The following is a 22,149-nucleotide window of genomic DNA, read 5'->3' on the forward strand; positions in this document are numbered from 1 at the left end:
GTCTAATTTGCAAATTTAATTGTAAAAATATATCATACTAACTTTATGCAAATAAATTTTATCATTAATTTTTCTTTCTGTCAATAATGATTATCATTTTTATTTGCAAAAAACTCCGAGATTTTTCTCGGAGTCAAAATTTTTATTCTGTTAGAGCTTTCATCAATATTTCTCTAAATTTTTCAATGTTGATTTTCGTGATTACTTTGCAATTGTATTCGCCGTTTTCTTCTTTCAATAAATCTCTGTAGCTCATTCCTCTTGTTTCTTCGTTTTGCACATCTATTTTGATAAACATATCTTCTGTTTCAAAAACATCTGGATTGTCCAACACGATTACTGAACAAGGGTCGTGAATGCCGGCGTCATTTGATGCGTAGTATTTCAAAATCCTGTGGGCGAATTTTGTTTTTTTGTTTTCAAATGTGTCCAATAATTTGATTTGTTCGTCTGTGATGCTGGCCTTTTGTGTTACGTTTAATCCAGCCATAATTATTTTCACGCCACTTTCGAATACAATTTTCGCTGCTTCTGGATCTACGAAGAAATTGAACTCACTTAGGCTAGTTACATTTCCCACAGTTATTGAGCCGCCCATAATACTTATTTGCTCGATTTTTTCTTTGTCTTCTGGAAAAGTTCGAAGCAATAGCGCGATGTTTGTAAGCGGTCCAACTGCGATAATCGTGATTTTTCCAGAAGATTTTTGAATTATTTCGTGCATCATCAAAACAGAATTGTCGCTTGAAAGTTCTTCAACTTCATCCGATTCAATCATACTTCTAAATCCCGCAATTCCATCGTCACCATGAACTGTTGCGAAGAAAGGTTCTCTTACAAGTGGAACTTTTTGGCCTTTTCCCATCGGAACGTTTATGTCCAAAAGTTTTGCCAAGCACTGCATATTTCTCGTAGTGTGCTCGATTGATACGTTGCCGCTAACCGATGATAACGCCAACAATTTTAAATTTTTCGCGTGTTTCATCGCAAATAATGCTGCAGCGTCATCAACTCCTGGGTCAAAATCTATAATGCAATTAATCATTTTTTCCTCCAAATTCTTTGATGTAGTCGACAAAATCATCCACCGACAGCAATTTCTCGTTCAAATTGATAGAGTTGCAAAGTCTTTTTATCACAGGTGGTTGAATGTACGCTTTTTTCAATATTTCGTCTTCGTCAAACACATTTTTCTTGTCATTGTCTTCTATTATTTCTTTGTTTGACATAACAATAACTCTGTTGAAATTTTCAACTACAAACTCCATATCGTGTGTTATCGTGATAATGGTTTTGTTTTCTGAGTGCAGATAATCTATGACTCTTTTCAAGCAACCCATTGAATAAGCATCTTGTCCAGCTGTCGGCTCGTCAAATATAAACACGTCGCAGTCATTTGCAATTGTGATTGCGATTGTGATGAATTTTCTAGTGCTGTACGGCAAATCATAAGGATGCTCATCCAAAAACTCAGATAATTCACATATTTCACAAGCTTTTCTGACACGTCTGTCCATTTCTTCTTCATCGACTTTCAATGCTCGAAGCGAAAATGCAACCTCATCATAAACTGTCTGATTGAAGATTTGGTCGTTTGGATTTTGGAATACATATCCGACTTTTCTTGAAATCTGAGCTGTTGTCATATCTTTTGTTTTTTTGTCGTCCAACAAGATTTCTCCTGAAGTTGGTCGTAAAAGCCCGTTCATCAATTTTGCGCAAGTTGATTTGCCGGCTCCGTTTTGTCCTACAATCGCAACTTTTTCTGAAGAATTTATAATCAAATTCAAATCGTTGATTGCCTTGTGTCCGTTCGGATAAGTGAAGCTGACGTTGTTAAAATTTATTTTGCTCATTAGTCTTCCTCCAATTCAGATTTGCATTCGTCCAAAGTTATCGGAACTTTTTTGAAAAATCCCGGCTTTTCTTCGTTCATTCTGTAAGAAAGTTTCGACACGATTGGCATCGACACGTTGTGTTGTTCGATTTCTTTGTTGGATAGCACTTCGTGTGTGTCAGCGTTGAACACTATTTTTCCCTCATCCATTACTACAACACGGTCAGCGTATTCTGCTATCAAATCTATTTTATGTTCAACCAATATTATCGTCTTGTTTTCCGATTTCAAAAGTTTCAATATGTCGAAGATTTCCTCTGTTCCTAGTGGATCCAATTGGCTTGTTGGCTCGTCAAATATCAAAATTTTTGGATTCATAACGATAATTGACGCGATTGCAACTCTCTGTGATTGGCCACCTGATAGTTCGTTAGGATTTTTGTCTTGCAAATCTTCTATCTTCAATAATTTGATGACATCCGATACTCTTTGTTTGATTTCTTCTCTCGGAACTCCCAAGTTTTCAAGACCGTAGGCAATTTCTTCGAATACGGTTTTTTTGATTCCCGAAATTTGACTAAATGGATTTTGGAATACAAATCCCACAAGTTCTGCCATCTCACCGCGTTCAATGTCATCAATGTTTTTCGAATCAATCAAAATATCTCCGCTGATTTCTCCTTGAATAAAATCAGGGACAATTCCTCTGATAATGTTGCACAAAGTCGTCTTTCCAGAGCCGTTCTTGCCGATTATTCCGACAAATTCTCCTTTTTTGATGTACAAATCCATATTCTTGATGGATTCTTCGTCTTGAAGTTCGTATTTGAATGAAACATTTTTAAGTTCTATCATTATTTAAACCTCCACACAAGTGCTAGTACAACCAAAATTATGAATACATAAAAAATAATCTTGTCTGCTGTTGTCTTTTTGATTTCCTTTAGGCATGTTTTCTTATTTTCGGACGAAAATCCACGTGCTTCCAACGTTATTGTCTTTTCGTCGATTTCAGAAAGCGAAGATATAATCAAAGGTCCAAGTGAAGGGAAGAAAGCTTTCGCTCTGTTCTTGAGAGAACCCTTTGTTTCGATTCCACGAGCTTCTTGTGCTTTCAAAATCTTGGAACTCTTTTTAATCATTTCAGGAATCATCGTCATTGTCGCCATAATGACGTAGCTTGTAACGTGACTTACCTTTTTTTGTTGAAGCGATATCATCAATTCTTCGATGTCAGTTGTCTCGAAGAACAACAAGAACAAACTGATGAGAGTTAGTATGAATTTTGTTTGCTCCAACGCATTCAATATTCCGTTCAATGTCACTCTCATAAATCCAAGATTCAAATACACGAACTCATTTGATTTGTCCAAGAATAATTGGAACAAAAACATTATCGACAATACAAATATCAAAACAAGAGACAATTTCTTGGCGAATGGTTTGAATTTGTTATCAAGTGCTGCGAGTATAAGACAAACAGGTAGCACGAAAAGATAAGCGAATTTCCATGGCAATACCAACGAAATCGTCGATGCAACTATAACTATGAAAAGTTTTGTTGTTGGGAAAATTTTAGAAATCATTTTTCACCTCTCACATATTTATTTTTCTTGTGCCTAATGTATTCAATTCCATTAGGATATCTCAAAAGATTTCTGTTGGGAATAGATTTGATTAAAAAGTATACCGCAAAAGAAGTCAAGAATTTGTCCAAAGTTTCAGTGAGAACCGTAGAGCCAATTACAGATTCCCATAATCCTTTTCCCGTTGCAACTAAAAAAGTTGTAATAGCACTTCCGCCGCTCGCACCTGTTACTCCACCGAATACAATAACAGTGATTGGTGCAGAAGTAATCATCGCAACTAACCAAATAAATATACCAACTATAAATGTTTTAACAGGAGTTTTAAACATCCCCTTCTTTCCACAAACTCCAGCAATCCAACCAATCGCACCACTTACGACTAGATAAGGAAGTTGTGTTGGGTTTGTAACCGATGTGACAATATTTGTGACAACTCCTGTGATAATTCCAATCCAAGGCCCACACAAAACTGCTGTGAACACTGTGCCGATGCAGTCCAAATACACCGGAAGTTTTAATGCGGCGTTGAGATTTGCGCCTACAAAATTGATAGCTATCCCCAAAGGTATAAGTAAAATTACCGACAAGTTATAGCTCATCTTTGACTTAGATTTCATAAATTCCTCCTAATTTTATTGCCACAAAAACATTTGCGACAATATGATTTTATCATAATTGACGTCAATAATAAATAATTTGTTGTTACAAATAACAAGAATTTTTTTTGAGAAAACAAAATTTTTTACAGCACAAAAAAAAGCACTCAATGAGTGCTTTTTTTATAAATTCATCGAAAGAGATACGAGTCCTCTTTCTTTGTCTATTCCAATTATTTTTACTTTTACGGTGTCACTTACTTCGCACACTTCTCTTGGGTTTTTGATGTAGGAGTTGCTCATTTTCGATATGTGGCAAAGTCCGTCTTCTTTTATCCCGATGTCGATGAATGCTCCGAAGTCCACGACATTTCTGACAGTTCCTGTGACTATCATTCCTTCTTGTAAGTCGTCGATCGACAATACGTCTTGTCGTAGAACTGGCTTTGGCATTTCGTCACGAGGGTCTCTTCCCGGTTTTTTCAATTCTTCTATTATATCGAGTAATGTTGGCTCTCCGACTTGCAATTGTTCGGAAAGTTTTTTGACGTCGATTTTTTTCAAATCGTGTTTCATAATTTGTTTTGCGATTTCATAACTTTCTGGGTGAACTTCTGTGTTGTCTAAGATTTCATCGCTTTCTGGTATTCTCAAAAATCCCGCACATTGTACAAATGCTTTCGGGCCAATTCCCTTTACTTTCAAAATTTCTTGTCTGCTTTTGAATGGACCATTTTCTATTTTGTAGTCGACGATGTTTTTCGCAGTGGTTTTTGTGATTCCAGATACGTAATTCAAAAGTGCAGAGCTAGCTGTGTTGATGTTGACACCAACTGTGTTTACGCAGTCTTCTACGACTTCTTCGAGTGAGGATTTCAATTTCTTTTGGTTGACGTCGTGTTGATATTGTCCGACGCCGATAGATTGTGGCGAGATTTTAACCAACTCTGCAAGTGGGTCTTGAATACGGCGAGCGATTGAGATTGCTCCTCTTATTGTTACGTCCAAATCAGGAAATTCTTCGATTGCAAGTTTGGATGCAGAGTAAATACTTGCTCCTGCTTCGTTTACAATTGCATAATAAACTTCCTTGTCGATTTGAGCCAACAAATCCGATACGTATTTTTCTGTCTCACGAGATGCAGTTCCATTTCCAATGGCGATTAATTTTACGTTGTATTTGTCGATAAAATCCTTCATTGTTTCGTCTGCTCGTTGTATTTGTTTTCTCGCATCAGTGACATAAATCACTGAGCTGTCGAGAAAATCTCCAAATTCAGAAATGACCGCAACTTTGCAGCCTGTTCTAAATCCAGGGTCAAGTCCGATAATCGCTGTGTCTTTTATCGGAGGTTGCATCAAATACGGTTTCAAATTGCTCTTGAATACGCCGATTGATTCGTCGTCTGCCATTTCTTTCAAGTTCGCACGAATTTCCGTTTCAATTGACGGAACAATCAATCTCTTGTAGCTGTCTTTTACTGCTTTTTCGATTAGCTCATAGGATTCAAATTTGTTGTCCTTGGCGATTTTTCGCATTATTTTGAAAATATTGTAATCGTCATTTAGCAAGAATGAAACTTTTAAAAACCCTTCTTTTTCACCACGGAAAATCGCAAGAATCCTGTGAGCTTTCAATTCTTTTACTTTTTCTTGAAAATCGTAGTACATTTTGTATGTTCCGGATTCATCTTCGTTTTTCTCTTCAGTTTTCAAAACGGCGTCTGTGACGAATGAACTGCGAACGATATCTCTGAAGATTTTTTGCTCCGATACAACCTCTGCAATGATGTCCAAGCTTTTCGCTACGGCATCATCAACGGTTTTGATTTCTTCTCCATTGACAAATTCTGATGCTTTTTTCTCTATCTCAGCTAGCGAATGAGTCTTCTCCATTATCATATCCGCAACCGGTTGAAGTCCCAATTCTACAGCGATTGAGCCACGAGTTCTCTTTTTCGGCTTGAACGGAAGGTAAATATCTTCAAGTTCTGTCAAGATAGTCGCTTCATCGATTTGTTTTTTCAAATCATCTGTGAGTTTTCCCTGTTCGTCAATAAGGCGAGTTATGTCTTCTTTTCTCTCTTGTAAGTTTCTCAAGTATGTAAGTCTGTCGTTTAATTGTCTGAGAGTTTCGTCTGTCAAATTTCCCGTGATTTCTTTTCTGTAACGAGCGATAAACGGAATTGTGTTGCCCTCGTCTATCAATTCAACCGTCTTAACAACGTTATCATATTTTATGTCTAATTCTTCTGATAATTTTTGTAATATGTCCATTTCATTCCTTCTTTTTCTAAAACTATAATCTATATTTTAACATTATTTTATTTATTTTTCCACAACAAAGTGATTTGAACAAAAAAACCACCTAAAAATTTAGATGGCAGTTAAAATTTATTTTAATTTTTTGTTGTGCTCTTGTTGTTGTCTTTCCAAAAATATTTCTTTTTGAATGAGATGTGTTTTTCTCAATGAACCAAAAATATCAAACCCGAGCATAAAAATCGTCGAAGCTGATACGTAGTAAAAATCTGTGAATTGATACAATCTAAATCCCATTGCAGGTGGCGTCATTTGCCCGATGAACAGCATCATAAATATCGCTACAAATACAATCGAAAAATCGAATTTGAATACGAATCCGTGAAAATACCCGAGTGCAGATGATGTTACCAAGAAAAAAATTAGACAATGGTCAATCAAAAATCCATGTGCATGAGACAATGTGTATCTTATGATTATCATAAACAATATGTAAATTAATGCGTAAATTAAAAATTTCGTCCTCTTTGACATTTTAAATTTTCCTTTTGTTTTTTGCCGTTATGATTTGCGATTTGTAATTATTTATTATTATTTTATCATAATTTTAAAGTGTTCACAATTCAAGTTTTTTTCGCAGTCAATTTTTCTTGAAAATTTGCAAATAATATATTAAAATTAATCGTAAATAGGAGGAGTTTATGAAACCTTACATTGTTGGAGTTGCTGGAGGAAGTGCTTCCGGTAAAACTGAAATCGTCAAAAATTTAAAAAATCATTTCGCCGATAAAATCGAGATAATCGAACACGACAATTATTATTATGCGCACGATAATCTCACATTAGAAGAACGTGCGAGTTTGAACTACGATCATCCACAATCTTTCGAGACGGATTTGTTGATTGAACACGTTAAGAAAATCATTAATAATGAAGAGATAGACATTCCAACTTATGATTTTACAATTCACACGAGAAGTTCTGATACTTTGAAGAAAACACCAAAGCCAATTGTGATTGTCGAGGGAATTTTGGTGTTGGAGAATGAAGAGCTCAGAAATTTGATGGGTATGAAGGTGTTTGTCGATTGTGACTGCGATGTCAGATTGAAACGAAGAATAACAAGGGATACAGTCGAGAGAAATAGAACTGTGGAATCTATTTTGAATCAATATATGGATACTGTGAAGCCGATGCACGAGCTTTTTGTCGAGCCAAGCAAAAAATATGCTGATTTGATTATTCCAAAAGGCGGAAGAAACAAGGTTGCGATTGACGTTTTAATCAATCATTTAAATGCAAAATTGTAATTTAATTTGTTTTGCTATTGACTATAATCAAAATCTAGTATACAATCTTTAATAACTTAATAGAAAGCGTTGAGTGTGACCAGTACCGGTTGTTCGGGAATTACAACACATGAGTTTTCAAGGTAGTTTCATACTTTGCGTGAAACATGAGCTTTTGATTAGAAAGGTGGTACCGCGTAGATTCGCCCTTTCGTGTCAAGAGTTTTTTTATTTTAAGGAGGAATTTTATGATTAATTATGAATTTGAACACGAGAACGTCTTTGATGAGCTTGTGGAACGTGGATATTTTGAACAGGCAACTTACGAAGATGAGTTGAGAGATTTGCTCGGCAAAGAGAGAGTTCCATTTTATATCGGATTCGATGCTACTGCAGACAGTTTGACAATCGGTCATTTTATTCAGCTTATGGTTATGATGAGAATGCAAGCTCACGGTCACATTCCAATTTGCCTTTTGGGTGGTGGAACAACTATGATAGGTGACCCATCCGGCCGTAACGATATGAGAAGCATTATGACGAAGGAAGTGATAGACGAAAACGCTAGAAGATTTCATTTGCAAATGACTCGCTTCATCGATTTTAGCAACGAAAATGCTTATATAGAAAATAACAAGGATTGGCTTTTGAATTTGAATTTCTTGGAATTTATGAGAGAAATCGGAGTGCATTTTTCTGTCAACCAAATGTTGACGTTAGAAAGTTACAAAAACAGAATGAAACAAGGGCTAACATTTTTTGAGTTCAGTTATATGTTGATGCAATCATACGATTACTTGGTATTATACAGAAAATACGGATGTAAATTGCAAATGGGTGGCTCGGATCAATGGTCAAACATTTTGGGCGGCTACGATTTGGTGAGAAAATTGGAAAACGACAAAGTGTACGCAATGACTTTCAAGCTACTCACAACTGCTGACGGAGTGAAAATGGGTAAATCTCAAAAAGGTGCTGTGTGGTTGGATGAAAACAAGACAACGCCTTATGATTTGTTCCAATACATGAGAAATGTCGATGACAGAGATGTCGGAAAATTCTTGTTGATGTTGACATTCCTTCCAACTGAAGAATGTAAGCGCCTCGGCAAGTTAGAGGGAAGCGAAATCAACAAAGCAAAAGAAATTTTGGCTTTCGAGGTCACTAAACTCGTTCACGGAGTTGAAAAAGCAGAAGATGCGTTGAATACTTCTCGTTCACTTTTCAGTTCAAATGCTTCCGATGAAAATATGCCAACGACTGAAATGAAAGCATTGGATTTTGAAAATGGACTTGGCTTGTTGAATTTGTTGACAATGACAAATCTAACTCAATCGAACAGCGAAGCTCGTAGACTTGTAACTCAAAACGGAATTTCAATCAACGACAAAAAAGAAACCGACACGAAAAGAATCATCACTATGGAAGATTTCAACGACGATGAACTCATAATTAAAAAAGGAAAGAAAATTTACCACAGAGTAAAATTGGTATAATAAAAAACAAAAACCTCGGCTCACTTTCATAGCGTGTCGAGGTTTTGTGGTATAATTAAGTAAATTTCAATTACTCGTGGAGGTGTAAATGAAAAAATTATTCAAATTTTTGACCAGTAGAATAATGTTACTGGCAATTGTATTTGTAATTCAAATTTCTTTGTTGGCGTATTTGATTTTGAGTTTTCAAAGAAATTTCGTGTTCATTTACAGTTTAAATATAATCGTGTCATTCGCATTTACAATAATGGTGGTCAACACTGACGTCAATCCGAGTTTCAAACTCGGCTGGCTAATCCCTATATGGATTTTCCCGTTGTTCGGAGCGGTGTTCTATTTGTTTTTCAGAAAAAACAGATTCGTTCGTGCACAGCAAAAAAAGATGGACAAGATAAGTTCATCGTTTAACAACCACATTTTGTCAAATGGCGATGTGATTGACGAGTTGAAAGATGATTCCAAATCAATCGCAACCTACATAAACACAACTGCTCACGCTCCTGTGTTTTCAAAAACGTGTTCGACCTATTTGAAAAATGGAGAAGTTTTCTTTGAAAGTTTGATGCAAGATTTAAAAAACGCAAAGGATTATATTTTCTTGGAGTTTTTCATAATAGAAGAAGGATATATGTTCAATCACATATTGAAAGTTTTGGAGCAAAAAGTAGAAGAAGGAGTCGACGTGAGGATTTTGTACGACGATTTCGGCTGTATGGCAAAACTTTCTCGTAAGTACTACAAAAAGCTGGAGAAAAAAGGAATCAAAGTTCACGTTTTTAATCCGATAAGATTTCTTCCTATGCCCCGCCACAACAACAGAGACCACCGAAAAATCATCGTGATTGACGGTAAAATCGCCTACACCGGTGGGTTTAATTTGGCAGATGAGTATATGAATAAAGTTCAAAAATTCGGCTACTGGAAGGACACCGGCATCAGAGTTACGGGAGACGGAGTGTGGTCATTCACGGTGATGTTTTTGTCAATTTGGGAATTGTACGACGACGAGGTGCTAGATTACAAATATTATTTCGACACAACTGTAAATGACGTGTCCAAAAACGAAGGATATTGCCAGCCGTACACGGATTCTCCGTTGGATGATATTCCAGTTGGAAAGGGAACTTATATGCAGTTGGTGTCACGTTCGAGAAAATATTTTTACATCACAACTCCGTATTTGATTCCGTCGGATGATATGCTGGAATCTTTGCGTGATGCTGCGAAAAGCGGTGTCGATGTCAGAATACTCACTCCAGGTATTCCCGACAAAAAACTTGTATACATGGTGACACGCACTTACTACAAATCGCTATTAGAAGCTGGTGTCAGAATTTTCGAGTACACGCCGGGATTTTTACACGCAAAAAGCTGTGTAGCAGACGACAAACACGCAATCGTAGGTTCTATCAATCTCGATTTTAGGTCTTTGTATCTGCATTTTGAAAATGGTGCGATGTACTACAACTCACACATTGTGAATGATTTAAAGGAGGATTTTTTGGAGATGCAATCAAAATCAGAAGAAATTTTCGTAAGAAAAATCGAAAGCCAAAGCGTATTTCGCAAAATCCTTTCAGTAATACTAAAAGTATTCTCGCCAATGATATGATGAAGAGAAATAATACCATCGACTCATTGCGAGGATTTGCGATTGTCAATATGATAGTCTATCACCTGCTGTTTGATTTGGTTTATATGGAAAATTTTAAAATCGAGTGGTTTGTAAATACACCTGGAATGATTTGGGAGAGATTTATCTGCACGAGTTTCATTTTGATATCGGGATATTGTTTCAACCTATCGAAGCACAAAACAAAGCAAGTTATTAGGCTATTGATAGTCTCAAGTTTATTGAGTGCAACGACATTTGTATTTGCAAATGAATTTTTCATTGTGTTTGGGATAATTCATCTGATTTGTGCTTCTCAAATTCTGACAATAGCGTTGGACAAGCTCAATCCAAACAAAAAAACACTACTCATCTTGTCTGTTGCAATATTCGCACTGACCTACAGAATAAGCGCACATCCTATGAATATAGGCACAAATCTGTTTTGCTTTTTGGGATTTTACAACGACAAATTTTACAGTGGAGATTATTTTCCACTATTTCCGTGGTATTTTATGTATTTGATTGGATATTGCTTGTACGATTTTGTCGATTTCAAATTAAACGTGCAGGAAAATATACTTTCCAAAATGGGAAGACACAGCTTGGCAATATATATAATTCACCAGCCATTGATTATTATGGCAATTAAATTGATAAAATATTTGGGAGGATTTTAATGAATAAATTTAAAAAATCAATCGTTATGTACCACGACAATTCGGGACAACAAGATATTTACGATGTGTTAGAGAAGACGAGTCGCAATATTTTAAAATTGTCGAACGAAACAGTTTTTTTCAAGAGCGAAAAACAGGGAGACTTTTACAAAAAATGTGAAGAATTAAAAGATTTTGACCTTGTCGTTGTCGTAGGCGGAGACGGAACAATCAACGAAGTAATAAACGGATTGTACCACTACAATTTGAATCCGATAATCGGAATAATTCCCGCAGGCTCGTTCAACGATTTTTCAAAAACATTGAACATCGGGAAAAACCCACTCGAAGCCAGCGAAAATATGTTGGATGCGCAAGTCAAAGAGTACGACTGCATATTGAACGACGACAAAATCGCCCTCAACTTCTGGACGGTCGGAATCGCAACTAGTAACGCTATAAAAATGCAAGACACCGACAAATCGACATTCGGCGTCCTCACATACATCCCGAAAATTTTTGAAACACTTTCCGAAGACAACATCTTCAATTACGAAATGGAATTGGATGGCAAATTGATTACAGGCTCTGCCATTATGGTATTTGTCGCGAACGGATTGTACTCCGGTTCGGTCGAGCTTCCAATTTCGGACATCAGTCCAAGTGACGGTGTGTTGAATGTTTTTATAGTTGAAAACACCAACTTATCCACGTTCAAAGCATTGTTCGGAAAACAAAACAGCACTGATTTTAACGAAGAAAACGAATCAATCACAACCTACAAAGCAAAAGAAATAAAATTTATAAAACCCGAAGGCTTATCGGTCGACACAGACGGAGAATTGTACCAACAAACTCCATCCTCATTAAAAGTCTTGGAAAAAAGATTCAAATTCTTGTACAAACCACTTGAACAATAAAATCAAAAAGCTAGTCTGATTTTCAGACTAGCTTTTTAGGTTAAAATTCCATATAAAAAAGAGACCATTTTGATGGTCTCCCGTTTAATCTAAGGTTAAAAAACAATATTAAGGGAGGAGATTGTTTCTTGAGATTAAACTTACTTTGTTTACATTTATATATTAGCTTATGATTGTGTATTAATTATGTTGAAATTAGTCGTGATTAAATTTTTTAACAAATTCTTGAAAAATTTTTGTTTTTTCAAAATAAAAAGCCATGCAAGATAATTCTCACATGACTTTAAAATTTTATTTTGTAAATTGCTTTACAACTGATTCACTAACAGATTTTTCTCCTCCAAATACGTTGGCTTGTTCTATTTTCGATTCCTTCAATGCGTCTTTTGTCGCTTGTGGGATTTCGTTTGTTTGTGTCAATAGTATTGGGCAGTCTATTGTTCCTACTACTAAGCTGTCTGCAAAGTTTTCTCCACTTGTGATGTTAACTTCTACTCTGTCTTTGAAGCCGTATTCGTAGATTTTCTTTGCTGTTTCGTAACGGTTTGCTCCGGCAATTCTTGTAGGGCTTGGAAGTTTGTTTTCCAATTCTTTGGAGATTGTATTTTCTCCTCCTACAATTATTACGTTTTTGATTTGTTTCATTACTTCTTGTGTTGGTTTTGGTATGTTGTTTGGTTGTACTAGTAGGATTGGCATATTTTGTTTGTTTGCAAGAGGAGCTACTGTTAGTGCGTCGGCAAACTCTTCTCCGCTTGCGATTATTGCTTGTGTTGTTGCTGTGCGTTTGATTATTTCTTTTGCTATTTTTGCGCTTGTTTCGTAGCGGTCTGTTCCTGCTATTGTTTGGAGGTTGTATTGTGTTAGGCTGTCTTTTGTTTTATCTACTGAGTGTTTTCCTCCTATTACTACTACGTTTTTTGCTCCTAGTCGTTGTATTTCTTGTTTTACTATGGTGTCTAGTTGGTCTTTTTGTACGAGTAGGATTGGCGCTTTTAGTGCTTTTGATAGTGCTGATGCTGATAGGCTGTCTGCGTAGTTGTCGCCACTTGCTATTATTACTGTGTCTGCTTTTTTGTAGTATTTTTTGGATATTTCTACTGCTGTTTGTGTTCTGTTTGTTCCTGCTGTTCTTGTTGTTTTGATTGGTTGTTGTTTTTGTTCTTGTTGTTGTTTTTGTTCTTGTTGTTGTGTGTTGTTTTGTGCAGGTGTTGTTGGGTTTGGCAAGTTTGGTGTGCTTGGTGTTACTGTTCCAGGTACGCTTGGTGTTGGTGTTCCAGGTACGCTTGGTGTTACTGTTCCAGGTGTGCTTGGTGTTGGTGTTCCTGGTACGCTTGGAGTCACTTTTGAAGTTTTGTTTTCTTTTTCAAAATCTTTACAAGCATCTTTTATCGCGTTGTAAATTCCTTCTCTGTGATATTTTGCTCTGTCGTCGCCTTTTCTTATCTTTGCGATTGAATTTACATCATTTTTCAAAATTTCGGAATAATTCAATCCTTCATAGTCGTCCAATGTTTCCAACGCCAACACGTGATAGCCCTCATTGTCTTCGTCGACGTTTAATATTTCGTTGCCATAATCATCTTTTTGACCTTTTCCAATCGTGTACGACATATCCAAGACGTACAATATTTTTCCGTCTTTATCAAAATAAACATTCATTCCAATATGATAAGAAGGAATTGGAAGTGGCGTTTTCAATTCAAAATGGCCTTGCTTCATAATTGCATTTGCCATATTCCCTTTGTTTTCAACGATGTTGATTAGGTTTTGCAATTCTTTTGTTAATCTGTTTAATTTCTCGCCGTTTACAGCGGAATTGTTGTAAGATTTCTTCGCATAATCGAGCTTATCTTTTAAAATCTCAGAATTTTGTGGGTGATTTTTGATAGTGGCATCCGCCAATTTTATCAACGAATCCAACTTATATCTACCAACGAAAAATTCTGCATCGTGGATGAATTTTAATTTAGTGCCTTCGGCCAAATTTTCTTGTTTCAAAAGTTTGTCCGCTTCGATTTTCATATCGTTGAATTGTTTTTGAGTGTCCTGTCTCAATATCGTCAAATCGAGCTTGTTCAATTCATCCAACACTTTTTTCAAATCGTCTTTGCTCTTAGTGATTTGTTCCGGATTGACAACGAAATTTTCTCCATCTGCCAATGTTTTATTCTTGATTTTAACCAAGACTTTTTTGTAGATGTTGTCTGCTTTATTGTCATCAAATGCGTTAAATTTGATTTCCTTGATTTTGTCAGAAAATTCAACTTCGTTCAAGTTGTTGTATCTAAAAGCTTCTTCCTCTACGCCTTCCAAATTTTGTGGCAAAGTTAGATTTGTGATGCTATTTTTGTAGAAAGCTTGAACTGGTATTGTTTTTAATTTCGTCAACGAACTCAAATCCAACTCTGAAATTTTGTTGTTGCAAAAAGCCATCTCGCCGATTTTTTCCACATTGTCTCCCATAAAAAAAACAGTTTGCGCGACGTTGTTTCTAAAAGCGGACATTCCGATTTCTTTTACATTTTGACTTATGACTATGGCAAAAATCTTGTTGATGTGAAATGCGCTGCTTCCGATGACTTCGAGATTGTCGTTTAGGCTTAGAGTATCAATCTTGTTGTTCATAAAAGCTCCGTCTCCGATAGTTTTTAAATCCTCTGGAGCTTCAAATTCTGTCAAATAATTAGATTGGAATGCAAATTTGCCAATTTTTTTGATTGTTTTTGGCAAAGTTACGCTCACCAAGTCATACTTGTTCAAGCTATTTCCTTCAAAATCAATATTTCTAAATGCGTCATCGGCAATCTCGTCCACAACAGTCTCGCCGTTTTTGTCTGGAATTACGAGATTTTTGTTCTCACGAACTTTTAGCTTTCCTATTTCAGAAAATCCTAAAACTTTTCCTTTTTCAAATTTAAAATCTTTCTCATCCCATTTCGAACTGTCGATTTCAAGCGGAGTAGTCTTGTCTTTTTCCGTTGGGTTTACAATGGCGTGAGAGTCCTTATTTTCGATAGTTCCTTCGGTTTTTATGACAACCATATTGGCGTAATTTTTGTCGCCGAGATTTCCGTTGAAGGCAGCTTCTTCAATTTTTTTCACGCTTTTTGGAAGGTTCACTTCTTTTATTTGATTATCTTCAAAAGCTCGTTCTGTAATCACTTCCAACTTATCTCCTTGGAACTCCAATTCTTTTATCTTGTTGCTTTTGAATGACCCTTCTCCCAAGTGTTCGAGATTTTTCGGCAAGATTAATTTCCCTTCGATTTTATTATCGAAGAAACATTGTTCGCCAATGTATTTTAAATTTTCTGGCAATGTGATGCTCGACAAATTCAAATGTGCAAATGCGTAATTGCTGATTTTTGTCAAGCTGTTTGGCAATTTGACGCTTTTGATATTGCTGTTATCTCGAAAAGCATCTTGACCAATATAAGTATATCCTTCGGGAATCTCCACAGATTCTATGTCTAATTGTTTGAAATCTTCCCCGAGCTTTTTGATTTCATTTTTGTCTACATCTAAATTGTTGACCTCTCCATTTTCGCCTTCTCTTTGAGTGTACTCGGCTATCTCACTGCTCTTATCGTACAAAAAAGCGAAACTCGCGATTTTTTTCAAATCAACATTGTCCTTGCTTTTTGCTGGGAGTACAACATTTTTAATTGTCTTTAGTTTTTCAACTCCTTTTTTTGAAAAACCGTACACCGTATCATTTTCGATTACAAAATCGTCTACGGTGAATTTGTTGTCCTGTGCATTTGAATTAAAGCTCAATCCAAAAACCAAAAGACAAGCAAAAATAATAGAAAATATAAATTTTTTGTTCTTCATTTTACCCTCCTGTGATAATGATAGTCTTTATTGTTTTGAGAACGGATTTATTTTACCTCAATTTTTTCTCCGATTCAATGATAATTATTATCGAAAATGCTTTATTAATAAAATTGTTTCGTCATTATTTTTCCAAGAAAATTAATCAAAATAAATAATTGATATTTGATTTGTAATCTTTTTCTTTGTAAACAAAAAAACACAGCTTTTTTCAATTAAAGCTGTGTTTAAATTATAAATTGTTTTTCATGTCGGCCAACTCGTCCTCGATTTTTTTCATAATGTTGTGCCAAGAATGGTTTAGCACCAAATCGTGGATGCGTTTCGGAATTGGCTCTTTGTTTTGCACTCTGATTATTTGTTTTTCGATTGCTCGTGATAGTCTTTCGACAAATGGCTCTATCTCAGATTCGTATGGCTCGTCAATTGATTTTAATCGTGGCATTTTGACAAATTCAACCGCCGTACTGTTGTTTATTTCATCTCCCAATGTTTCGATAAGCCCTTCGATTTCTGTGACTACAATTCTCATTCCACAACCCAACGCTTCTATGGCGATGAGTCCAAGCCCTTCGTAATAGCTTGGAAGAACGTATATGTCTGACGCTCTCATTTTGTCGGACAGTTTTTTCTGGCACGAAGTGTTGTGCAAATCAAAATTAAGCGAGTTTTTGGTGTTGTCCCACAACTCGACTTTTGTTTCTATGTCTACATCTCCCACCAATGTCAATTCCAAGTTGTCGTATTTTTCTTCGAGTTTTTTAAACGCTTTGCAAAGTTCGTACACTCCTTTTGCACGCGATAATTTTCCCGCAAACAAAATTCTGATTCTGTCATTTTGAGGGTCCTTATCTCTTTTGTAAAAAATATCTGCGTTATATCCTCCACCCATAACACGGATTTTGTCTTTGTCAATTCCAAAAATCTGTGTGATTGGCTCGACATCTTTGTTGCTAAGCGCTAGAACTTTTTTTGCACGATTCAAATCGTTCACCATAAATTCATATAATTCCGGATTCAAATTCGTTTGTCTGATGTCCGTCCCATGATTAATTATCATCGTCGGCGTATCCTCGAAAATATCCAATACGATGCTGCTCAACATCCAGCAGTGATGCGTCACTATGACGTCGGGTTGAAATTCTCGTTTCGCTTGATTTAGTTTTCTCTTAAATTCATCTACCCAATCTTCAATCATAGCGTGTGTCATTTCGCTGTATTTTGTGGATTCATAGGGCATTTCGTCGCTCATACCAACGATTGGAAAATTCAATCGTTCGCTTTTAAATTCCACAGGATATTTCGTAACTGTTTGAGCGAAATTTGTTTTTATATCATCTTGTATTCCAAAAACCACCGCATTTTCGTGGTCGTGCTGCATATATTCTACGAGATTTGTAAAATACACGCCACTTCCAGTTTGTTTCGGCAGTTGTGCTATCACGTGAAGTATTTTCATTTAATCATCCTTTTTCGTTTCTTTCATTACTATATTATCATACTGCTGTTATATTTTCTTTGTTTATTTATTGAAATAATCTATAAATCATTGATTATGTTGGAATTTTAATGTATAATAGCTTGTATTATTTTACTAGGAGGCGATTATTATAGAAAATTTAAATGAACAACGCTCAAATCTTCTCGGCAATGAATCCATTCCGAAATTAATTTGGAAGTTTTCAGTGCCAGCTATTGTTGGAATGTTAGTCCAAGCTTTGTACAATGTTGTCGACAGAATTTTCCTTGGTGCCGGCGTAAATCAAATGTCAATCGGTGGAGTTTATTTGATTTTCCCGATTTTTTTATTTTTGCTGGCTTTCGGTATGTTGATTGGCGTCGGTGGTAATTCGCTTTCTTCTATCAAATTTGGCGAAGGAAAAAAACACGAATCGGAAATCATTTTGGGGACTTCTTTTGTTTTGTCAATTATATTCGGAGTTTTAATTTCCGTTATTTTTCTTTTTAAACTTGAATGGTTTTTAAAATTATTCGGAGCAAGCGATACTTTGATGCCTTACGCCTACGATTACGGCAAGATTATCTTGTACGGAGCTCCTTTTCAAATGGTCGGTTACACGTTGAACAATTTTATCCGTGGCGAGGGAAATCCAAGAGCTGCGATGTTCACTATGTTTATCGGCGCTTTCACCAATATAATATTGGATTATGTGTTTATTTTCCCGATGCAAATGGGTGTAAAAGGTGCTGCTTGGGCGACAATCATTGGACAAATCCTGTCTTGTATTTGGGTTGTGAGATATTTTCTGACAGAAAACGCACTGTTGCGTTTGACTAGGGAAACTTTAAAAGTCGATATGCACTACTGCAAGCAAATTTTCGCACTGGGAGTCTCGCCATTCGCGATGCAGCTCGTTGCGAGTGGAATCAACATTATTTTCAACAATTTCCTAAAAATCTACGGCGGGGACTTGGCTACATCATCGATGAGCGTTATCTACAGCGTGTCACAAATCGCATTTATGCCGATTTTTGGAATTAACCAAGGTATCCAACCTATTTTGGGATTTAATTTCGGCGCGCACAAATTCAGACGTGTGCAACACACTTTGAGAATCGCCGTGACAATTGGAACTGTGTATATGATTTTAAACTGGGTATTCACTATGGTTCGTCCAGATTTGTTGGTCAAGATTTTCATTTCACGACCTGAAGATTACAAAATAATCAAGGACATTGCAATTCCTGGACTTAGAATTTACAATTCGATGATTTTCATGCTTGGATATTCCATAATTGGATCGTCATTATTCCAAGCAATCGGCAAACCAAAAATTGGTTTCATATTGACAATGACAAGACAACTTATTTATTTGTTGCCGTTGATGTTGATTTTCCCAAAACTTTTCGGACTTACAGGCGTGTGGTCAGCGATGCCAGTGTCTGATGTTTTATCCACATTAACTACGACTTATTTCTTGGTTAAATCAGGATTTTTGGTTAAAACAATTCACAACGACGACGAATTTGTTCTCGGAATTTAAAAAAGGTTTGAATATTGGGTTCCCAATGTTCAAACCTTTATTTTTTTAGAATATAAATACTGAAACTAGAATAGACACTACAGCCGTTATCATTATCATAGGTAGTTTGTAATCAGAAGATGTTTTCTTGAATGATCCTTTATTGAAAATCGCAACCGTAGCCGATGCTACTACAAAAATTGTAGCTGCTATTTTCAAAAATCCTACAGCATCAAACTCATTTGTCCTGAAAAATCTGTAGATTGTTATCAACAAAATATATCCAATACAATACGCATATAATTCCAACACTCCAAATCTATTTTTTTGTTTCAATTTTACCTCCTTATTTTCCTGCAACTGTTACATTATCGAATGCAATAACTGCTGGAGCTAAGCTGTTTTTGCGAGATTTCAATTCTTTTGAGAAAATCATAGAATCTTGTACGTCTTTTACATTTAATGAAATTGATCCACCTGTTATGAATGATTCCACACCATCTTTTACAAGTCTTGTAAGTCTGAATTCTCCACCGAAATCTCCTGTAGCGCTGTCCATCAAAAATGATGAGAACGCCAACACTTCAATGTAGTCTTGTGACTTCAATTCCTCAACCGATTCATCTCCACCACACACTTCAAAAACTGGAGATTGCCCCATATTTTTGACGTTCAAATAGTAACTGTATTTTGCGTTAGTAACTAAATTTTCAACAACTCCATTTTTGTACAAATCATACTCTACAAGTTTTTTACCTTCTGAATCGACAGGTCTTTTGTTGATTGATGTCTCCAACGTTGGATTGATTTTCATGTTGAAGTTTACTTTTGGATTTTCTCCGAAGAATCTCTCGCCTAATTTTGCCGAGCTGATTTGTTGATAAATCATGGCATCTCTCGCTTGGTCGTAATAGTAATACAAGAATTCTTCGACAGCTTCGTTTGATAAAAGTACTCTCATATTTTCCATTTTTTCATTTCTAACGGCGCTTGATCTTTTTTCAGTTTCCAAAAGTTGTTTGTCGACGATTTCTTCGATTTTGGAATAATCAATACTTGTCAAATCATATCCGTTGAATATTTCGACAGGCTCATCTGCGATGTTGCAGTCAGTTACGATTTCAAATGTAAACTTATTGGATGGATATTCTACATCCACGCCCTTTGATGTAACGACGTGCTTGTGGTTTTCCACTGCGAAAATTTCGCACGAATTTACTTTTGATTTGTAGCCGTAATCTTTGTATATGACTTCGTGTACTTTTTTGAAATTATCCGTCAAATCTTCGCACACTTTGATGTCTTTTAGCGTAGCGTAGCCGTCTTCTTTTTCTGGAAGCTCGTAGTATTTGTTCTTGACGAATCTCGCTGCAAAAGCAGTTCTGTCTACTTTTTCTTTAATTTCATCTTCGCTGTCATTCAAGTTCAACACGACAGTGCTGTCGCCTTTGAATTTATCTCCATTTTCTTCAAAATCCACGAACACTCTCACAGATGTTTCATTTGTCACGCAACTTCTGTTCATATCCACTTTGTCTTTTATCAAAAAAACTTCGTTGGATTTGGACTCAGTGTTGACAACTATCCAGTCGGTAATTTTTTCGTTTTGTTTTAATATATTAATCAATCTTTCCATTAACTTAAAATCCCCTTTGCCTTAATGTATGAACCACCAGTCGATGTCTTAACCCATTCTTTCCAGCCTTTTCCACAATATCCTCCACCGGAAAGCACGATTCCGTCGGAAACTTGTGTAATTGATTGCAACAAATCAGGCACATATCCTGTCAAATAAACCGGGCTTACGATTTTGCCAGTTAATTTGCCATCTATAATTTCTCGTCCCTTCATCGCAACGCATTGAATGCCCCAGTTTTTTGGGTCTTCCATTCCCGATGAGAAACCCTCCAACAAATATCCCTTGTCGACGGATTTAATCATATCCTCAACAGAATCTTCTCCTTCTTCAAAGAAAGTATTCGTCATACGAGTGTAAACTTTTCTCTTGAAGGATTCTCTCTTGCCATTTCCCGTGGATTCTTGTCCCAACAAAATTGCAGACAACTCGTCGCACATTCCGTGACGCAAAATTCCCTTGTCGATAATCACGGTGTCTCTACCCAAATTTCCCTCGTCATCGAACAAATAGCTCGACACTTCGTCGAAAGCTGTAGCACCATCGTGCATTATTATCTTGTCGCTTGCAACTCTCTTGTCTTGGTATTCTTTTCCCTTTGCACGTTCTTTTACATACATATCCATTTCAGCTCCGTGACCGAAAGCTTCGTGGGCAATCAATCCCGTGAAATCCGGGTCGCAAATTATATCGTATTCTCCCGGAACAACTTTTTCTGATGTGAGCAATTCTTCCGCTCTCCTGCAAGCATCATCAGCGGCTTTCTCGAACTCAGAAATCAATTCACTTCCGCACAACCCAGAATTAGAAATGAAATCCAATTTTGTGTTGCCATTTTCACTTGCCGCTGCCATCGCAAATCCAGTTGCATAAGCGTAAGATTGGTACAAATCTTTGTTTTCCGACAAGAAAATTTTGTTAACTTGCGTAATATTCAATCGCAAAGAAAGTTGAACGATTTTTTCGTATTTCGCTTTAACTTCGTCGTGAACTTTTTGCAATGTAGTGATAATTTTTTCGGGATTGTCTTCTTGTGGCAAATTTTCCACTTCAGTGACTTTTTCTTTTGTAATTGCTTCGTCATTTGGAAGTCTGTCGTATTTCACCCTGTCCAAGCCCTCTACGATTTTTTTGCGGTCTTCGAGAGCTATCTTGCGGACATTTTTGCAAACTTCATCGACGTCCACTTCATTGAACGAGTACTCGCTAAATCCCAAATCAGTGTACACTCTGACTACAAATCCACGTTGATAATCAGGAGACGGATTCAACGAAATCGCAGATGTCGACACAGCGTAGCTTGCACCGTCAACATCACAACCTAAAATAGAAACGTATTTGAAATCAGATTTTAAATTTTTTATAATTTCTTGTAACTTAGATTTATTATCTAATAAAAATTTTGATGTAGTTAGTTTTTTCATTTTATTCC

At 36.3% G+C, this 22,149-nt stretch carries 18 protein-coding genes; 6 read left to right on the top strand and 12 right to left on the bottom strand.

Annotated features, from left to right (window positions below; genetic code table 11):
• Positions 1 to 142 precede the first annotated feature (142 nt).
• The 7 genes from Q0X02_RS03225 to Q0X02_RS03255 form a co-directional block, all read right to left on the bottom strand.
• On the bottom strand, positions 143 to 1,045 hold the full coding sequence (locus Q0X02_RS03225) for a nucleoside hydrolase (RefSeq protein ID WP_297811463.1): 903 nt from the start codon (positions 1,043 to 1,045) through the stop codon (positions 143 to 145).
• Positions 1,038 to 1,856, bottom strand: a complete 819-nt coding sequence (locus Q0X02_RS03230; protein ID WP_297811465.1) for an energy-coupling factor ABC transporter ATP-binding protein — start codon at positions 1,854 to 1,856, stop codon at positions 1,038 to 1,040. Before Q0X02_RS03230 ends, Q0X02_RS03225 begins: the two co-directional genes overlap by 8 nt.
• Positions 1,856 to 2,692, bottom strand: a complete 837-nt coding sequence (locus Q0X02_RS03235; protein ID WP_297811467.1) for an energy-coupling factor ABC transporter ATP-binding protein — start codon at positions 2,690 to 2,692, stop codon at positions 1,856 to 1,858. Before Q0X02_RS03235 ends, Q0X02_RS03230 begins: the two co-directional genes overlap by 1 nt.
• The gene (locus Q0X02_RS03240) at positions 2,692 to 3,423 is read right to left on the bottom strand and encodes an energy-coupling factor transporter transmembrane protein EcfT (RefSeq protein ID WP_297811470.1); all 732 of its coding nucleotides are present in this window, start codon (positions 3,421 to 3,423) and stop codon (positions 2,692 to 2,694) included. The genes Q0X02_RS03235 and Q0X02_RS03240 overlap by 1 nt, the downstream gene beginning before the upstream one ends.
• Entirely contained in the window at positions 3,420 to 4,043 is a 624-nt protein-coding gene (locus Q0X02_RS03245) for an ECF transporter S component (protein WP_297811473.1), read from the bottom strand. Before Q0X02_RS03245 ends, Q0X02_RS03240 begins: the two co-directional genes overlap by 4 nt.
• Before the next feature lie 162 nt (positions 4,044 to 4,205).
• Positions 4,206 to 6,299: a Tex family protein gene (locus Q0X02_RS03250; RefSeq protein ID WP_297811477.1), complete on the bottom strand. Its 2,094-nt coding sequence runs from the start codon at positions 6,297 to 6,299 to the stop codon at positions 4,206 to 4,208.
• Positions 6,300 to 6,416: 117 nt separating this feature from the next.
• Positions 6,417 to 6,767 (bottom strand): hypothetical protein, encoded by a 351-nt coding sequence (locus Q0X02_RS03255; protein ID WP_297811480.1) that lies wholly within the window; start codon positions 6,765 to 6,767, stop codon positions 6,417 to 6,419.
• A 218-nt stretch (positions 6,768 to 6,985) separates the two neighbouring features.
• On the opposite strand from Q0X02_RS03255, the gene udk reads away from it, so the two are divergent.
• The 5 genes from udk (at position 6,986) to Q0X02_RS03280 (ending at position 12,260) form a co-directional block, all read left to right on the top strand.
• Positions 6,986 to 7,594, top strand: coding sequence for a uridine kinase (gene udk, locus Q0X02_RS03260; RefSeq protein WP_297811483.1), 609 nt, complete (start codon positions 6,986 to 6,988; stop codon positions 7,592 to 7,594).
• Positions 7,595 to 7,821: 227 nt separating this feature from the next.
• Positions 7,822 to 9,069: a tyrosine--tRNA ligase gene (gene tyrS / locus Q0X02_RS03265; RefSeq protein ID WP_297811486.1), complete on the top strand. Its 1,248-nt coding sequence runs from the start codon at positions 7,822 to 7,824 to the stop codon at positions 9,067 to 9,069.
• 88 nt (positions 9,070 to 9,157) lie between these two features.
• Entirely contained in the window at positions 9,158 to 10,681 is a 1,524-nt protein-coding gene (gene cls, locus Q0X02_RS03270) for a cardiolipin synthase (protein WP_297811489.1), read from the top strand.
• Positions 10,681 to 11,361 carry a heparan-alpha-glucosaminide N-acetyltransferase gene (locus Q0X02_RS03275; RefSeq protein WP_297811492.1) on the top strand — a complete coding sequence of 227 codons (681 nt, stop codon included), beginning with the start codon at positions 10,681 to 10,683 and terminating at the stop codon, positions 11,359 to 11,361. The genes cls and Q0X02_RS03275 overlap by 1 nt, the downstream gene beginning before the upstream one ends.
• A complete protein-coding gene (locus Q0X02_RS03280) occupies positions 11,361 to 12,260 on the top strand; it encodes a diacylglycerol kinase family protein (protein ID WP_297811495.1) in 900 nt (299 codons plus the stop codon). Before Q0X02_RS03275 ends, Q0X02_RS03280 begins: the two co-directional genes overlap by 1 nt.
• A 291-nt stretch (positions 12,261 to 12,551) precedes the next feature.
• Here Q0X02_RS03280 and Q0X02_RS03285 read toward each other — a convergent pair whose 3' ends face one another.
• Both Q0X02_RS03285 and Q0X02_RS03290 read right to left on the bottom strand, forming a co-directional pair.
• Positions 12,552 to 16,097, bottom strand: a complete 3,546-nt coding sequence (locus Q0X02_RS03285; protein WP_297811498.1) for a leucine-rich repeat protein — start codon at positions 16,095 to 16,097, stop codon at positions 12,552 to 12,554.
• A gap of 232 nt (positions 16,098 to 16,329) precedes the next feature.
• The gene (locus tag Q0X02_RS03290; protein WP_297811501.1) at positions 16,330 to 17,556 is read right to left on the bottom strand and encodes a glycosyltransferase family 4 protein; all 1,227 of its coding nucleotides are present in this window, start codon (positions 17,554 to 17,556) and stop codon (positions 16,330 to 16,332) included.
• 226 nt (positions 17,557 to 17,782) lie between these two features.
• On the opposite strand from Q0X02_RS03290, the gene Q0X02_RS03295 reads away from it, so the two are divergent.
• The gene (locus Q0X02_RS03295) at positions 17,783 to 19,102 is read left to right on the top strand and encodes an MATE family efflux transporter (RefSeq protein ID WP_297811503.1); all 1,320 of its coding nucleotides are present in this window, start codon (positions 17,783 to 17,785) and stop codon (positions 19,100 to 19,102) included.
• Between the two features lie 45 nt (positions 19,103 to 19,147).
• On the opposite strand, the gene Q0X02_RS03300 is transcribed toward Q0X02_RS03295, so the two are convergent.
• Genes Q0X02_RS03300 through Q0X02_RS03310 form a run of 3 tightly spaced genes read right to left on the bottom strand, consistent with a single transcriptional unit; the run spans position 19,148 to position 22,141 of the window.
• Positions 19,148 to 19,417, bottom strand: a complete 270-nt coding sequence (locus Q0X02_RS03300) for a hypothetical protein (RefSeq protein ID WP_297811506.1) — start codon at positions 19,415 to 19,417, stop codon at positions 19,148 to 19,150.
• A 10-nt stretch (positions 19,418 to 19,427) separates the two neighbouring features.
• Positions 19,428 to 20,717, bottom strand: coding sequence for a metallopeptidase TldD-related protein (locus Q0X02_RS03305; RefSeq protein WP_297811509.1), 1,290 nt, complete (start codon positions 20,715 to 20,717; stop codon positions 19,428 to 19,430).
• Positions 20,717 to 22,141, bottom strand: coding sequence for a TldD/PmbA family protein (locus Q0X02_RS03310; RefSeq protein WP_297811512.1), 1,425 nt, complete (start codon positions 22,139 to 22,141; stop codon positions 20,717 to 20,719). The genes Q0X02_RS03305 and Q0X02_RS03310 overlap by 1 nt, the downstream gene beginning before the upstream one ends.
• Positions 22,142 to 22,149 lie beyond the last annotated feature (8 nt).

Source organism: uncultured Finegoldia sp., assembly GCF_947252345.1.
Lineage (GTDB): Bacteria > Bacillota > Clostridia > Tissierellales > Peptoniphilaceae > Finegoldia.

What these genes read in the sequence shown, in the direction of transcription:
- Q0X02_RS03225 (WP_297811463.1), bottom strand. Translation starts at nt 1,045, where the DNA reads ATGATTAATTGCATTATAGATTTTGACCCAGGAGTTGATGACGCTGCA.
- Q0X02_RS03250 (WP_297811477.1), bottom strand. Translation starts at nt 6,299, where the DNA reads ATGGACATATTACAAAAATTATCAGAAGAATTAGACATAAAATATGAT.
- Q0X02_RS03305 (WP_297811509.1), bottom strand. Translation starts at nt 20,717, where the DNA reads ATGGAAAGATTGATTAATATATTAAAACAAAACGAAAAAATTACCGAC.
- Q0X02_RS03275 (WP_297811492.1), top strand. Translation starts at nt 10,681, where the DNA reads ATGAAGAGAAATAATACCATCGACTCATTGCGAGGATTTGCGATTGTC.
- udk (WP_297811483.1), top strand. Translation starts at nt 6,986, where the DNA reads ATGAAACCTTACATTGTTGGAGTTGCTGGAGGAAGTGCTTCCGGTAAA.
- Q0X02_RS03290 (WP_297811501.1), bottom strand. Translation starts at nt 17,556, where the DNA reads ATGAAAATACTTCACGTGATAGCACAACTGCCGAAACAAACTGGAAGT.
- Q0X02_RS03280 (WP_297811495.1), top strand. Translation starts at nt 11,361, where the DNA reads ATGAATAAATTTAAAAAATCAATCGTTATGTACCACGACAATTCGGGA.
- Q0X02_RS03245 (WP_297811473.1), bottom strand. Translation starts at nt 4,043, where the DNA reads ATGAAATCTAAGTCAAAGATGAGCTATAACTTGTCGGTAATTTTACTT.
- Q0X02_RS03240 (WP_297811470.1), bottom strand. Translation starts at nt 3,423, where the DNA reads ATGATTTCTAAAATTTTCCCAACAACAAAACTTTTCATAGTTATAGTT.
- Q0X02_RS03235 (WP_297811467.1), bottom strand. Translation starts at nt 2,692, where the DNA reads ATGATAGAACTTAAAAATGTTTCATTCAAATACGAACTTCAAGACGAA.
- cls (WP_297811489.1), top strand. Translation starts at nt 9,158, where the DNA reads ATGAAAAAATTATTCAAATTTTTGACCAGTAGAATAATGTTACTGGCA.
- Q0X02_RS03310 (WP_297811512.1), bottom strand. Translation starts at nt 22,141, where the DNA reads ATGAAAAAACTAACTACATCAAAATTTTTATTAGATAATAAATCTAAG.
- Q0X02_RS03230 (WP_297811465.1), bottom strand. Translation starts at nt 1,856, where the DNA reads ATGAGCAAAATAAATTTTAACAACGTCAGCTTCACTTATCCGAACGGA.
- Q0X02_RS03255 (WP_297811480.1), bottom strand. Translation starts at nt 6,767, where the DNA reads ATGATAATCATAAGATACACATTGTCTCATGCACATGGATTTTTGATT.
- tyrS (WP_297811486.1), top strand. Translation starts at nt 7,822, where the DNA reads ATGATTAATTATGAATTTGAACACGAGAACGTCTTTGATGAGCTTGTG.
- Q0X02_RS03285 (WP_297811498.1), bottom strand. Translation starts at nt 16,097, where the DNA reads ATGAAGAACAAAAAATTTATATTTTCTATTATTTTTGCTTGTCTTTTG.